9 protein-coding genes are annotated in these 14814 nt (G+C 66.7%); 1 reads left to right on the forward strand and 8 read right to left on the reverse strand.

Going from position 1 to position 14814, the window contains the following annotated elements; all coding sequences use genetic code 11:
- Positions 1–143: 143 nt before the first annotated feature.
- The 8 genes from AZE13_RS01885 to AZE13_RS01915 form a co-directional block, all read right to left on the reverse strand.
- On the reverse strand, positions 144–2231 hold the full coding sequence (locus AZE13_RS01885; RefSeq protein ID WP_079123601.1) for a PIG-L family deacetylase: 2088 nt from the start codon (positions 2229–2231) through the stop codon (positions 144–146).
- An 86-nt stretch (positions 2232–2317) separates the two neighbouring features.
- Positions 2318–3436, reverse strand: a complete 1119-nt coding sequence (locus tag AZE13_RS01890) for an acyltransferase family protein (RefSeq protein WP_079123602.1) — start codon at positions 3434–3436, stop codon at positions 2318–2320.
- 81 nt (positions 3437–3517) lie between these two features.
- Positions 3518–3670 carry a hypothetical protein gene (locus AZE13_RS36670; RefSeq protein ID WP_181690222.1) on the reverse strand — a complete coding sequence of 51 codons (153 nt, stop codon included), beginning with the start codon at positions 3668–3670 and terminating at the stop codon, positions 3518–3520.
- Positions 3671–4087: 417 nt separating this feature from the next.
- On the reverse strand, positions 4088–4978 hold the full coding sequence (locus tag AZE13_RS01895; protein ID WP_181690223.1) for an FG-GAP repeat domain-containing protein: 891 nt from the start codon (positions 4976–4978) through the stop codon (positions 4088–4090).
- Positions 4979–5463: 485 nt separating this feature from the next.
- Positions 5464–6360 carry a trypsin-like serine protease gene (locus AZE13_RS01900; protein ID WP_066926018.1) on the reverse strand — a complete coding sequence of 299 codons (897 nt, stop codon included), beginning with the start codon at positions 6358–6360 and terminating at the stop codon, positions 5464–5466.
- Positions 6361–6566: 206 nt separating this feature from the next.
- Complete coding sequence (locus AZE13_RS01905; protein ID WP_181690224.1) at positions 6567–8399, reverse strand: FG-GAP-like repeat-containing protein; 1833 nt, start codon at positions 8397–8399, stop codon at positions 6567–6569.
- Between the two features lie 215 nt (positions 8400–8614).
- Positions 8615–10186 (reverse strand): trypsin-like serine protease, encoded by a 1572-nt coding sequence (locus AZE13_RS01910; RefSeq protein ID WP_066926024.1) that lies wholly within the window; start codon positions 10184–10186, stop codon positions 8615–8617.
- Between the two features lie 188 nt (positions 10187–10374).
- Complete coding sequence (locus tag AZE13_RS01915; RefSeq protein ID WP_079123606.1) at positions 10375–10902, reverse strand: hypothetical protein; 528 nt, start codon at positions 10900–10902, stop codon at positions 10375–10377.
- 363 nt (positions 10903–11265) lie between these two features.
- Here AZE13_RS01915 and AZE13_RS01920 point away from each other — a divergent pair, with 363 nt between their 5' ends.
- Positions 11266–14805: an ALF repeat-containing protein gene (locus AZE13_RS01920; RefSeq protein WP_066926027.1), complete on the forward strand. Its 3540-nt coding sequence runs from the start codon at positions 11266–11268 to the stop codon at positions 14803–14805.
- Positions 14806–14814 lie beyond the last annotated feature (9 nt).

Here is a 14814-nt window from a genome sequence, read left to right on the forward strand (position 1 = left end):
TTATGGGGGCCGGTCCATGGGAAGGAACCTACACGGCCTTCTCCAGATCCAGCAGGCGGCGCTCGGCGACCGCCTTGCGCGTCGCGTACAGGATGATCGACGCGGCGCAGGGCTTCCTCACCCCCTCATGGCACAACTACTGCTCAGTGCACGCGCCAGTCGTCCGGCTCCGGCGCCGTGATCTCCGCCGACACATCCAGCGTGAGCGTGTGCAGCCGCGCTCCCGCCCCAAGGGTGGCGATGACGAGCCGTCCCTCGGCGTCCACGGCCACGGACGGGGCATGGGCGAAGGGGCCACCACCCAGCGGAGTCCACTCGGAGCTCGTCGGGCGGCCGTCCAGGGGCTGGCGGCTGATCGCCAGATCGCCGTTGTCGGTGCGCTGCACCAGGGCCAGGTCGCCGCCGGGAAGCACCGCGTGGGCGAGCGGGCCGTAGCCGGGGTTGCTGTCGACGATCTCGGGCTGCGGGTTCCAGGTTCCGTCGGCCCCCCGCTGCCGGTTGGCCAGGATCCAGCCCGTGCCGGGCTGCCGCGAGAACATCAGCAGCCCGCCGTCCGCCTGCTCCACAAGCGTCACCGGCCCGGAAGGCCGGGCCAGCAGCGTCCCGTAATCACGCTCGAACGCGCCGTCCGGAGTGCTCTGGTACCAGCGCATCATCCCGTTGTTGTTGGTCGCGTACACCTCGACCGTGCCGCGCCGCAGTGTGACCGCCGCGGCGCCCTCCAGCAGCCCGCCGTGCAGGTCCTCCCACGGGCCCCAACCGCCGTCCGCATCGTCCGCAGTCGTCGTCCGGGCGCTCAGCCCGCCGCCGAAGTTGCGCAGCATGAACGTGATCCGGCCGGAACCCGTCACGGCCGCCACCGGCATGCCCAGCCCACGACGCTTGGCGGCCCCGCCCGGTGCGGTTCCGTACGGGTTGCCGACATCGGCCCACTGCCCGAACCCGTTCCTGTTCCCGTTCCCGCTGTCGCCGTCGCCGCCCTCCTGCGCCAGGTGCATGATGTCGCGCTGCTGTTCCTCGGGCCCGGATCCGACCCGGGAACGCATGGCCAGGACGTGAATCCGGCCCGCCTGATCGCGCACGGCGTCCAGGCGGGGAAGGCAGCGGCTGTCCTCGTCTCCCGACCACTGGCCCAGGGGCCGCGGCCCCGACCACGTCTCGGAGCCGGGCTGCTCCTGCGTCCAGGCCATGGGCCGTCCGCCGAGGACGGCGAAGGCGGTCAGCCGGCCGTCGGCGAGGGGCTGCAGCCAGCTCGTGCTCGGCTGCCAGCGGTAGGTGGTGCTCTGCCCGTAGTAGCGGTTGTAGGCGCGGTTGCCCAGCGGCCGGTCGCCGCACTCTCCGGGCGCCTTCTGGCACTCGTGGCCGTCCTCACCGCCGTAGACGGCGAGGTAGTGGAACTTCTCCGCGGCGGCCTGCGCGCTGAGATTGTCGGGGCGCAGCTTGTTGCAGTACCCCTGGTAGCTCTCCACGGCGGGCAGGCGGCGTGCCGGATCCGTCTGCTCGTACTGCTCGTGCGTCCGCTCGTACTCGCGCAGCGCGGCCAGGGCGAAGAACGCGGCCGCGGTGTGGTCGGTGTTGTCGCAGTAGGAGATGGAGCCGGACGCGGCGTCGTACCGCGTGCGCTCCGGGTCGGGGTTCATCACGCGCACGACAGCGGGCGCGTACTTCTCCAACAGGTCGATGAGCGTGCCGACCACTCCCTCACGTGTGAGGGCTTTGCCATCGCTCCTGGCGGGGATGGGGCTGCCCGTGGGACGCAGTGTTCCCAGTTCCTCGATCCGCCGGTTCCAGAGGTGAAGGATCTTGTCGTCGGGCATGGCCACGCAGGTGCGCAGGTTGAGGAAGATCAGGGTGACCCGGCCGTCGTCCAGGGTGTTGATCTCGGCGGTGACGCCTTCGCGGACCCGCAGGGTGCCACGCTTCCAGTCGGCCCGGCGGCTGCCGGTGCACATCGCCGCGTAGGCGGCGCGGATACCGTGCTGCCGGGCCGCGGTGTAGCCGGGGTAGTCCGGCTCCGCGGTCTCACGAGCCGGATCGCTGAACGAGAGATTGATGCCGTCGGCCTCTCCCGTGGTCAGGTACACACTCACCACCGGCACGCCTGCGCGTACGGCCTGCGCCAGATCCGGCGTCATGAAGTACAGGTCGTCATCCGTGTGCGCACAGATCTGCATATGCGGCGCTTGGTTTACGGTTCCGCCCTTTTGAACGAAGCGCTTGAGCAGACGCATCACGAGAACGATCCTTCCGGCTATTTTAAATCGATGTCGAGGGTTTGAATTATTCTTCGTCGACTGTGTCGACTGCGCGGGTTGGCTCAGTGGGCCTTCGAGAATGCCTTGCCGAGGCCATCCTTCAACAATTTCCCGACTGGCCGTTCCACGAGACGGTGCACCAACCACGACGCGAGAAGCATCACCCCGATCGTCAGGACCAGTAGTGCATGCGCGGGGACGTACCGACTCAGAGCGCTGAAGATCTCGCGGCCGATGTTCTCGTGCAGGAGGTAGAGCGGATAGGTCAGAGCGCCGGCGGTCGGCAGCCAGCGCCACGTGATCCAGGAGAGTTTCCCTGCCGCGAGGAGCGCCATGACGGCGAAACAAAGACCGATGATCAGTACGACCGGCCAGAACGGAACGATGTGGCCCATGTACTTCCGGGTGTTGTACCAGGTCACATGTGCGAAGGGCAGGCACGCGGCGAAACATGTCAGCACAATGCCGGTGAGCAGCAGGTTCGGGCCGAACCGGTACATGAGGTAGAAGGCAACGCCTGCGATGAAGTACCAGCTGTCGTGTGGCATGACGAGCAACCTGAGCGGCCCGTCCTCGTATCCGGCGAGCAGGGCGCTGGTGGTGGCCCATACGCAGCAGAACACGATCAGGCGGCGGTAAGTGAGCCCCCACCATGCGACCAGGGCGAAGAGCAGGTAGAAGCGCAGCTCCGAGAACAGCGTCCAGTAAACTTCGTCGACATTCGGAACGCCCAGTGGTTCCTGGAGCATGGTGAGGTTGGTGAGCACATCGGCCCACGGGAGATGCTTCTCCCCTCCGGGCACCAGGAGGACGGTCACCGTGGTGGCGATCACCGCGAACCAATACGCGGGATAAAGTCGCACCACTCGTGAGATGAAGAAGGAGCGGAGTGGCTTGTCCCAGCAGCTCATGCAGATGACGAACCCGCTGATGAGGAAAAAGAGCTGCACCCCCAGCCAGCCGTACGCCGCGAACGGGAAGGCGCGGGGGAACATCGCTTTCCCATCTGCCGGCCAGCCACCGCCGAGCGCCATGTAGTGGTATACGACTACGAACAGTGCGGCCAGCAGCCGCAGTGCGTCGAGCGCGGCTATTCGTCCCGTTCTGCGGCCCTCATGCGCAGAGGGAATTACCCGCTGCTTTTCGTTCAGGGGCAGCGCCGCCCTCGTGTGCTCGAGCATTTATTCAAAACTCCTGGAGTCAGCGGAAGCCTGGCCTCCCCTGGTCGGACTGACGCGTCGTGCTGATCGTGCCGGCGGGCGTCAGGGCGACGGCGGCCAGCTGGCGTGCTCCGCGTGGCCGGGAACGGTCGGGGCGAGGTCGAGGTGTCGACGGCGGCCGGTGCCCGGGCCGGTGAGCGGGCGGCTGAGGCCTGCGCGGGCGGACGGACGGTCGCCGAGCACATGCGGACGCATGGGCCGGGGTGTGTTCACCTCCGGGGTGATGTCCTGCGGTCGCCGATTGCTCCCAGCGTTCGCCCGGGAGCGCGGGGGCCTGATCGTAAAGTGCACCTAAACAGGGTAAACGGAGCCGAGGGGCCTACTGGCGGGCATTGCCTGGAATGGCGGAAATTCGCATAAGGAGCCTTATGTCGAGAATGCTCTCATTGTGGCAATCTCTCAGCGGCCTGACCCGCAGCTGATGGCTCGCGGGCGTGGCGCAGCGCATACCGGCGCCTCGCGCCGCCCTGGCCAGGGTCAAAGTGGACACCGGCGAAAATTGGGCAGCGGGCAGCGGGCAGCGGGCAGCGGGCAGCGGGCAGCGGGCAGCGGGCAGCGGGCAGCGGGCAGCGGGCAACGGTGCGTCGTGCCGATGCCCGCTGTAACAGTGCGTTACGAGCTGAAGCTCACTCCGGTGGGCTCGTGGAACGTACCGTCCCCGTTGCCCTTCCACAGCAGCGCGGGGCCGGAGCGGAAGTACCGCTCGGCCAGGATGTCGGCCTTGCCGTCGCCGTCGAAGTCACCCGCGACGATTTCCTGGTGGACGAAGTCGTTCAGCACCTGCTTCGGAGCATCAAAGACGCCGCTCTTGGCGCCGGCCAGGAGGAAGAGCGTGTCGCCGCCGTGCAGGTCGTGCGCGACAAGGTCGGTGATGCCGTCGCCGTTGAAGTCGGCGGCTGCGATCTCGGTGAAGCCTCCGCCCTCAGCCGCCTTCTTGGACTGGTCGAAGGTGCCGTCTCCCCTGCCCGTCCAGAGGTATATGCCGTCCTTCGAGCTGTTCATGGCGACGAGATCGGCCTTGCCGTCGCCGTTGAAGTCACCGGTCACGACATCGGTATAGTCCCAGCCGCCGGCGACCAGACGCTTGGCGTCGAAGCCCCCGTCCTTGTTCCCGGCCAGAAGGTACAGGTCAGCGTTGCTGTCACGGGCGATGAGATCGGCCTTGCCGTCACCGTTGAAGTCGGCGCTGGCCGCCCAGTTGAAATCCCAGTTGCGGACAAGGAGAGCAGGGCTGCCGAACGAGCCGTCCTTGTGCCCCTTCCGCACTGACAGGTTCTTGGGGGAGACCATGGCGTTGGGGTCGGACATGCTCGTGGTGAACAGGTCCGCAATCCCGTCGCCGTCATAGTCGCTGACAGCCGCGACGCTTTCGTCACCCTGCAAGCCCGCGGCCTGTTCTGTCTCTGCGGCCTGTGCGGGGGCCGCGGTCGCCAGCGCGGCGACGGCAATACCCGTCGCTAGAAGTCTTGCCGTCCAAGCGGCGCGCGCATTCTTGCGAGACATGAAGTTCCCCATGAGTCATCGAAGTGATGGCCGGAGGAGGCCTGTGCGGTCTACACATCCTCAGCACCTCCGGCCGTCCATAAACAGTACATGTGGGATGACAGGCTGAAAATTGGGAGTGTTGCAGTGACTTGCAGGAGAACTCGGACAAGTCGCCTTGTGATTGAACAATCCCCTAGCCGTGGGCTTGACGAAGCACCGGAAACGGGCCGGAGAGCCGCTTGGCGAGGCGGCCCCCGTCAGCGCAGTCCCAGCGCTGCTACATCCCTTCCTGAACGGTCGGCAGCGTCGCGTGAGGGGGCAGCGCCGAAGGCGCCGACCCCAGCCGAGTGTCCTACTGCCTTGAGTCCGACGATGACTCATAGCTGTCATCGCTACAGGTTGTTGCCCCAGGCCGGGCGCGGGGCGCGGAAGCCGGTGCCGTTGCCGGCGAACGTCCACAGACCGGTGTGGACGTGACCGTCTGCGCCCTGCCCGTAGTCGTGTTAGATGCGGATCTTTTCGCGGGGTGCGGCGCCGGTGGCGATTTGGCCGTAGTTGGTCCAGCCGCCGTGGTTGTCGCCGCCGTTGTTGAGGAAGGCGTGTACGGCGCCGTTGTCGTCGACGATGAGGTAGTCGGCTTTGCCGTCCCCATTGATATCAACGCGATAGTCACCGAGGTGCGTCGCGGGCTTGTCGGATTTGGTGTCCACGCACCCGCGGATCCAGCCGGCTATGTCGTCCACCCGGGTGTCGACCGCGCCCTTACGGGTCTCCGAGGGGTCGGTGCCCAGGCATCCGCCTTGCCAGGAGGTGCTGTTGATGCCGATCAGTTCCACGCGTCCGCCGGTCTCTCGCAGGGCGGGGCCGCCGGTGTCGCCCTTGCAGACAGCGCCGTCGGCTGGGTTTTTGGGGCTGATGGAGATCGAGCCGTCCTGCACGGAGTCCACGGTGAACGAGGCGGTGCCCAGGTGGTCGGGAACCCACTCGGTCTTGGTACGGCCGAAGCCCGCGACCTTCAGTTCCTGGCTCGGAGCGGGCACTGCGGTCCCGATGGCCACGGGGGTGACGCCGGTGACCGGCTTGGCAAGTTTCGCCATCACCAGATCGCGCCCCTTGTACGGGACCAGCTCGACGACGTCGGTGACGGCGCCGGTCGTCTTCGTGAGGTCGGTACGACCGACGGTGGCGGTCGTCTTCCACTTCGGCGCGCCTTCGGAGACCTGGAAGCCCTTGTTGGGGTCTTCCGCGAAGCAACTGGCAGCAGTGAGTACCCACTGCTTGCCCACCAGGGCACCTGAGCAACTCCGCTTGCCGGCACCGATATCGAGCTTCGCTGCGAACGCGTACGTATCGTTCTCGACGGTTTCACCGGCCACGGCGTTCGCCGGTGCTGCGGTCACCAGGCCGGCAGCAATCGCAGTGCTGAGAAGTCCTGTCACCCACGCTGTGCGCGGACTCCTGTTGAGCATGTTTCTCTCCCTGATTCATAGAAGGTGTCGCCACTGGAAAGGAGCGCGAGCAGCTTCGAGTGAGGGGTCGGCGCCCGAAGGCGCCGACCCCAACTGAGTGCTCTACTGCCTTGAGTCCGGATGACGGCTCATGGCTGTCACCGCTGCAGGTTGTTGTCCCAGACCCGGCGCGGGGCGTTGAAGCCGGTGCCGTTGCCGGTGAAGGTCCACAGACCGGCCTGGACGCGGCCGTCCGTGCCCTGCCCGTAGTTGTAGGTGATGCTGATGTCGGCCTTGCCGTCACCGTTGAAGTCACCGGCGGCCAGTTCGCTGGCGTCCCAGTTCCAGCTGTCCTTGCCGCTGTCCCACACCTGGTGCGGAGCGTCGAAGCCGTTCTTGCTGCCGTCGAAGACCCAGAGGCCGGTTTGGTTACGGCCGTCGGAGGTCAGGCCGTAGCGGTAGAGGACGGCGAGGTCGGTCTTGCCGTCGCCGTTGAAGTCGCCGGCGACGATCTTGCTGGCTTCCCAGTTCCAGCTGTCCTTGCCGCTGTCCCAGACCTTGCGCGGCTCGTTGAAGCCGTTGGAGTTGTTGGCGGTGAACCACAGGGCGCTCTCGTTGCGGCCGTCGGCGGTCTTGCCGTAGCCGTAGAGGACGGCGAGGTCGGTCTTGCCGTCGCCGTTGAAGTCGCCGGCGGCGAGTTTGCTGGTGTTCCAGTTCCAGCTGCCCTTGCCGCTCTCCCAGACCCTGCGGGGGTCGTTGAAGCCGTTGGAGTCGTTGGCGGTGAAAGTGATGAGGCCGGTCTCGTTGCGGCCGTCGGACGTCTGGCCGTAGTTGTAGAGGACGGCGAGGTCGGTCTTGCCGTCGCCGTTGAAGTCGCCGGCGACGATCTTGCTGGCGTCCCAGTTCCAGCTGCCGGAACCGCTCTGCCACACCCTGCGGGGAGCTTCGAAGCCGGCGCTGCCCTTGCTGGTGAAGGTCCAGAGGCCGGTCTCGTTGCGGCCGTCGGACGTCTGGCCGTAGTTGTAGAGGACGGCGAGGTCGGTCTTGCCGTCGCCGTTGAAGTCGCCGGCGGTGAGCTTGCTGGCTTCCCAGTTCCAGCTGTCCTGGGCGCGGGTCTCCCACACGGTGCGCGGCTCGTTGAAGCCGCCCTTGCCGTCGGCGGTGTAGACCCACAGGGCGGCCTGGTTGTGCCCGGCCTGGTTGCGCCCGTAGTCGACGAGCATGGCGAGGTCGGTCTTGCCGTCGCCGTTGAAGTCGCCGGAGGCCGTCACGTACCGCTTGGGCAGGGAGCGGACCTGCTGGACCCAGGGGCCGATGTCGTCCACCCGGGTGTCGACTGCCCCCCTACGGGTCTCCGAGGGATCGGTGCCCAGGCATCCGCCCTGCCAGGAGGTGCTGTTGACGGCGACCAGCTCCACGCGTCCGCCGGTCTCCCGTACGGCGGGGCCGCCGGTGTCGCCCTTGCAGACAGCGCCGTCGGCCGGGTTCTTGGGGCTGATGGCGACCGAGCCGTCCCGCACGGAGTCCACGGTGAACGACGCGGAGCCCAGGCGGTCGGGAACCCATTCGGACTTGGTACGGCCGAAGCCCGCGACCTTCAGTTCCTCGCCCTGCCGCAGTGCGCCGGTTCCGACGGCCACGGGGGTGACGCCGGTGACCGGCTTGGCGAGCTTCGCCATCACCAGGTCACGTTGCCACCCTTCCTTGTAGGGGACCAGCTCGACGACGTCGGTGACGGCGCCGGTCGGCTTCGTGAGGTCGGTGCGGCCGACGGTGGCTGTGGTCTTCCACTTCGGCGCACCGGCGGTGATCTTGAAGCCCTTGGCGGGGTTCTCGGCGAAGCAACTGGAGGCGGTGAGAACCCACTGCTGGTCGACCAGCGCGCCTGAGCAACTGCGCGCGCCCTCCCCGATGTCGAGCTTCGCGGCAAACGCGTACGTGCCGTTCTCGACGGTTTCACCGGCCACGGCGTTCGCTGGTACTGCGGTCACCGCGCCGGCGGCAATCGCAGTGGTGAGGAGTCCTGTCACCCACGCTACGCGTGGACGTCTGCTGAGCACGTTTCTTGCCTGAATTCTCATGGAATGGAAGGTTTTCGCCGTCGGAAAGGGGCGTGAGGTGTGATGCGGGGAAGCGGTGGCGGCTAGGCGCGCCTGGTGGCGTGCGGAGGGTGAGCCGCACGCCACCAGGGCTCAGTCGTCAGGACTCAGGAGATGCGGGGCCAGGCGTGCTTGCCTTCGGCGAGTTTCCCCTTGCCGTCGCTCTTGTAGAAGTTGAAGCGCTGCTGGTTGCTCCACAGCGATCCGACATCGGTCTTGCCGTCGCCGTCGAAATCGCCGGCCAGCAGAATCTGGGTGCCGCCCCAGCCGTTGTCGTGCCACATGGGGACACCGTCGCTGAGGCCGCCACCTGCGGTGCTGTCGTAGCGGGTGTAGCGGGACAGGCCGCCGACGTTGGTGATGGCGACGATGTCGTCACGGCCGTCGCCGTTGAAGTCGCCGGTGGCGATCTTCTTCATGTGCTGCCAGGTGGCATCCCGCCACATGTTGCGCTTCTTGCCGTTCAGGGCGCCGCTGGGGCCGGTTTCGTAGGCGTAGAGGGCGCCCCTGGGACCGCCTCCCCATACGGCGAGCAGGCCGTCGCGGCCGGAATCGTCCGTCTTGAAGCGGGCCAGGTGGAGCATCTCCTTCCAGTTGAACTTCTCGTCCACCCACATCCGCTTGTTCTGTGCCAGCGTGCCCTTGGAATCGCCGGTGTAGAGGCGCAGGGAGCCGGTACTCCATACGGCGGCGATGTCGGCGTGGCCGTCGCCGTTGAAGTCACCACCGATGATCTTGGCCATGCCCTTCCAGGCATGGTCCAGCGTCCACAGCGGGCGCCCGTACTCGAAGGTGCCGTCGGTCCTTCCGTAGAAGGCGTGGAGGTTGCCGTCCTTGGTGACGGCCGCGATGTCGGACCGGCCGTCGCCGTTGAAGTCGCCCGTCGTCATGACCGGGGTGACGTCCGGGACCAGGGCCGACAGGCGGACCTGCTGGATCCAGTCCGCGACATCGTCCACTCGCGTGCTGACGGCGTCGGTGCGGGTTTCTTCCTCGCCCAGGCAGCCGCCCTGCCAGGAGCGGACATTGATGGCAACCAGCTCGGCCTCGCCATCTGTTTCACGGAAGGCGGGGCCGCCGGCGTCACCCTTGCAGATGGCGGCGCCGGTCTTGGCGTTACCGCTGATCCCCAGGGTCGTGGCAGCCACCGAGTCAACGGTGAAGGCACCGACGTGCAGGCGATCGGGAATCCAGTTCGTCTTCGTACGGCCGTACCCGGTGGCGAGCAGCACATCGCCCTTGGCCGGGGCGCTGCTGGCAAGATTGATCGGCTTGATTCCGGCCACCGGCTTGGCGAGACGGGCCATCACCAGGTCCCGATCGGCGTGCGGAATGAGTGCGACAACCTCCGCTACGGCACCCTTCGCCGAGCCTAGGTCGGTACGGCCGATGGTGGCCGTGGTCTTCAGCTTGGGCTTCCCCGCGGAGATCTTGTGTCCCTGGCCGGGCTTGTCGGCGAAGCAGCTGGCCGCGCTGACCACCCACTGCGGATCGACCAGTGCACCGGTACAACTGCGCGTGGCAGTACCGACATCGAGCTTCGCCGTGAACGCGTGAGCCCCGTCCTTGGCCGCTTCACCCACAGCGGCCTGCGCCGGGGTTCCGGTCAGCATGGCGGCCGCGAGTCCGCCCGCGAGCACCGCTGTCACCCACGCCGTGCGCGGACGTACGTCTGACATTTCTGTTCTTTCCTTCAGTGTTTCTGGTGTCACGCGAACCCGCGTAGGCGGCAGAGTCCTGACCCTTGCCGGAGAAGGTTCACGGCCCTGTGTGGTGGCGTCCGCCCGCACCACGGCGGTATCCGCCTCCTGGCGGATACCGCCGTCGTCCGCTAAACATCAATCGCCTCTGAAGCAGAGGTGCTACGTCACCCTGTGACGCGAAGTTCGAGGAGGGTGGCCTCCTTGCCTCCGCTGGCCATATCACCCTGACCAAGTGGAGTGAGGTCATTCTTCTTCAGGTCGACGGTCTTGGTCTTGCCCTGGGTGCTGATGGTGGCACGGGCGGTGCGGCCGGCGTTCTCCCAGATGCTGTTGATCTTGGGGATCTCCAGCTTCAGGTAGCCGGTTTTTCCGATGACCTTGAAGCAGTAATTGACCGGCTGCTGGTTCTTGCCTTCCGACATGACGTCGAAGTCGGGGTTGGCGCCACAGTCGGCCAGAATGATGTGGCCATCACCCTTGATGAGCTTGAGGCCCTTCTCCTTGAAGATCTTTTCTGCGCCCGGGTACTCGAAGTCTTCGACCGCAGGCGGCGGAAGTTCATCGCCGGCCGTGCGGACAGCGTCGCTTGGCTGCGGCGCGGCCTGGGCGACGGCGAGGGTGGAGACCCCCGCGACGACGGCGATGGCACCAATAACGCCGGCGATCAGCGTATTGCGCGCACGAAGTATCACCAGAGGTTCCTTCCAAATGTGATGCGGCGTCAAAAGTGGCCGCCGAGAGAACTGCCCGATGGGCGGCGACGAACGTATCACTCACGTAAGTCATCGAGCTAACAAGGATCGGTGAATAACGAATCGGATACGACCTTCGAGGGTCGTACAACCCTTTGCGATCTGGCCTGTCTGCCGACGCAGAGGCGCCATGCAGGGCAAGCGGACAATGATTGTTGGACGCTCATAGGTCGCGCTATACCTTCACTTGGTCCTGCCGACCGGGCAGTTATGCTCGCAATGCCGAATATCGGCAGCACGTAACTAGCCAGAAGGGTTTGCTTCGTGAGACGAAGCTTCCATGTGAAGGAAGCGAGAGGGAGATTGTCGCGCGGCATACGCACCGCCGCGCTGAGCCTGCTCCCGCTCGCCGTTGTAATCAGCACCCCGGGAGTGAATCCGGCCTTCGCTGCCACACAATGGGCCGATGATGAAGGTGTATTCGGGGGGCCGCAGACTGATCGTGGCCGGATCGTCGAGCTGTGGAAGCACGGGGGCCCGGCGGTCAAGGGCGCGGCGGAGGCAGCCCTGCTGGGGAGCGATGAGGATGTGCGTCGCTTCCTGGACACGGAGAAGGACCTCGTCCAGCTCCAGGATGACCGGCTCACCGCTGTGCGGATGGTTTCCATCGGTGGCGACGCGGTGCGCCAGGCGGCTACGGAAGCGCTGAGGGAGAAGAAAAACCCTGAGGTCCTGCGGAACTTCCTCAAGGACGGCTGGCAGGGGCCGCTGCAGCAGGATGAGCGGGTCCAAACAGTCCAGGCGGTCAGCGTCGGCGGTCCCGCCGTCCAAGAGGCGGGCAAGGCGGCGCTGAAGGAGGGCCCTGAAGCCGTCCGCAAGTTCCTCGAAGAGGGCCAGTACGGGGCCCAGATGCAGGACGAGCGCGTACAGGTCGTCCAGATCCTGAGTGTCGGTGGGCCCGCGGTCAAGGAGGCTGCGAAGATCGCTCTGAAGGGCACTCCGGGTGACGTCCGGGAGTTCTTGGATGTGGGCCAGGAGGTAGCCCGAGCCAAGGACCAGGAGCGGGCCAGCATCACGCTGCTCGTCGGGCAGGCCAAGCGGGCCGGAGCCCAGGCCAAGGAGGCCACCGATGCTGCGAACGCCGCGTCCAAGCGTGCGGTGGAAGCCTCGAACCTGGCCAAGGACGCCGCGAAGAACGCGGCCGACCAGGCGGAGTTGACCCGTAAGGACTCACTGAAGGCCGCTGGCTTCGCCGCCTCGGCGGCGGATGCGGCCCGCGGTGCCGCGGCTGCGGCCCGGCAGGCGATCGGTGCCGCGAACGCTGCCAATCACGCCGCTCGGGTCGCGGCCAGCGCCGCAGCGCGCGCCGCCAGTGCCGCGGCGAACGCCGCCGATGCCGCCGCCCGGGCCCGGAGCGCCGCTGGTGCGGCCGCCAAGGACGCGAGCAAGGCCAAGGAAGCCAAGGAAGCTGCGAAGGTAGCGCGGGAAGCCGTCAAGACCGCCAACGGCGCGGCCGAGGCCGCAGGCTATGCGGGCAATGCCTCCAAGGAGGCCATCAAGGCCTCGAACGCGGCACTGAGCGCCGCTGGAAATGCGGATGCGGCCGCCGCACAGGCCGAGCGAGCGGACGGATTCGCGGCCGAGGCCGGGGCGGCCTCGCAGGAGGCGCGTGACGCGGCTGCCGAGGCCCGCCGTCACGCCAACGAGGCCCGGCGCGCGGCCAACCGCTCGCAGGCGTTGGCCAACAAGTCCGCCAACGCCGCCTTCGCGGCGCGTGATGCCGCTCGGTCGGCGGCCCGTCATGCGGCCAACGCGGCGGATGAGGCGGAGAAGGCCGCTGAGCACGCCGGAAAGTCAGCCGACGCCGCCAACGAGGCCAAGAGGCAGTCGGACGCGGCCAAGGAGGCCGCCGACGCGGCCGACAACGCGGCCAAGGCAGCCAAGGCGGTCTTCGACATCGCGCGCGATACCGAGACGGAAGACCTCGCCGGCCGCACCTCCGCCGCGATCGAGCGGGCCAAAGAGCTCAAGAAGGCCGATGACTCGCTGGCTGTCGGTCTGGGCAAGGTCCTGCAGGACGACCGCAAGCTCGACCAGGAAGCCGAGCAGCTGGCCGCCGAGGCCAACAAGCCCAACGTCGACGTCAAGACGGTGGCCCTGAAGGGCCGCAAGCTGGCGATCGAGGTCATGAAGAACCGCGGCCCCTGGAGCCGGGAAGCCGCCGCCCGGGCGCTGGGCGGCTCCGACGACGCGGTGCTCGAGTATCTGCGTACCGGGCAGCAGAAGGGCGTCCGGGACGACGTGCGTCAGCGCGTCGAGCAGCTTGTCGACGACAGCCCCGTCGCCACCGTGCGCACGGCGGCCAAGGAGGCCCTGAAGGGCGGTCCGGAGCAGCTCGGCGACTTCCTGGCCAACGGCCAGTACGACGCCGGGCTGGGTGAGTACCGCTTGCGGACCGTCCAGGCGAACAGCGTCGGGGGACCGGCGGTGAAGGAAGCTTCCAAGGCAGCCCTCAGGGAGGGCTCGGCCAAGAAGCTCCTCGCTTTCCTCAACAGCGGTCAGTACTCGGCCCGGACCTCCGATGAGCGGGTCCGCGCGGTGCAGTTGGTCAGCGTCGGTGGCCCGGAGGTCCAGGCCGCCGCGAAGATCGCCCTGTCCGGTTCGCCGGAGCAACTGCACGACTTCATCCAGGTCGGCCAGTACATGGCGGTCCGCAAGGACCAGCTTGCCCAGACCCACATCACCCAGATGCGGGGGCTGCTCGCCGAAGCATCCAAGATCGCGGCAAAGGCCCGGGAGAATGCTTGGGACGCAGCCAAGGCGGCGGCCGTAGCCAACAACGCCAAGACCGAAGCAGACAAAGCGGCGGCTGAGGCAAAGAAGTCCGCCCAGCGGGCCGCCGGTTTCGCCCAGGACGCCAACGAGTCGGCCACCGCCGCTGAGCAGTCTGCCGCCGAGGCGAGGAAGTCGGCAGCCACTGCCCGCAACGCCGCGGAGTCCGCCGAACGCGATGCCCGGGCCGCCGAAGCCTCCGCCGCCCGCGCCGAATTCTCCGCGAACTACGCGCGCCACTCTGCTGAGATTGCACACGACGCGGCAGACGCCGCTCGTAATTCCGCCGAGCAGGCCGGCAAGGACGCCAAGGAAGCCAAGCAGGCCGCCTCGGACGCCTGGGACGATGTCGAAAAAATGCGGCGCAAGGAAGTCGCCGAAGCCAAGCGACGCGCCGAAGAGGCCAGAAAGAAGGCAGAAGAGGAAAGAGAAGAGCAGGACAAGAAAAAGGGCACTCCCTGCGTTGCCCCGGCCAATCCCTATGGCAAGGGTGGCTTGATGGGCTGCCTCCTCACTCAGGAGGACGCCTATGTGGACACCGACGCCATCGAGGACGTCGGCAGGAAGCACCTTGAAGTTCTGAAAGAGCTGAGCGGGCTCACTGACCTCGAAGAGTGCATCAAGGACCCCACCGCCGCACGGTGCGCCGCCTTCGCCATGGCCCTCACGCCTGGTCTTGGCCAGGTCAAGAAGCTTGAGAAGGGCGCCAAGGGCCTAAAGGGCGTCAAGGACCTGGGGGAAGGCTCACGCCTCGGCAAGATCGCCAAGGTTCGCGATGCTGTCACCAAGGACGGGAAGCCCCATGGCTGGGAGGACAGCCCAAGGATTTATATCGTCACTTCTGACGAACTGACGAAGATAGCTAACGACATCCGTAAGAAGCTGGGCGAGCCGGACATATTTACGAAGGTAGAGGGTAAGGGAACAGTCGAGACCTGGTCGCTCGAAGGCGGAAAGATCAACTACCGCAACTTCAGTCAATCCCAGGGGAAAGCGGACTGGACTATCGACTTCAGTCGCGACCTGCAAGAAGAATTTGGCTTGAAGCGTTACCATGTCAAGAGGGGCTGAGGGGATCGG

The sequence above is a fragment of the Streptomyces sp. NBRC 110611 genome (assembly GCF_001590865.1).
Classification (GTDB): domain Bacteria; phylum Actinomycetota; class Actinomycetes; order Streptomycetales; family Streptomycetaceae; genus Streptomyces.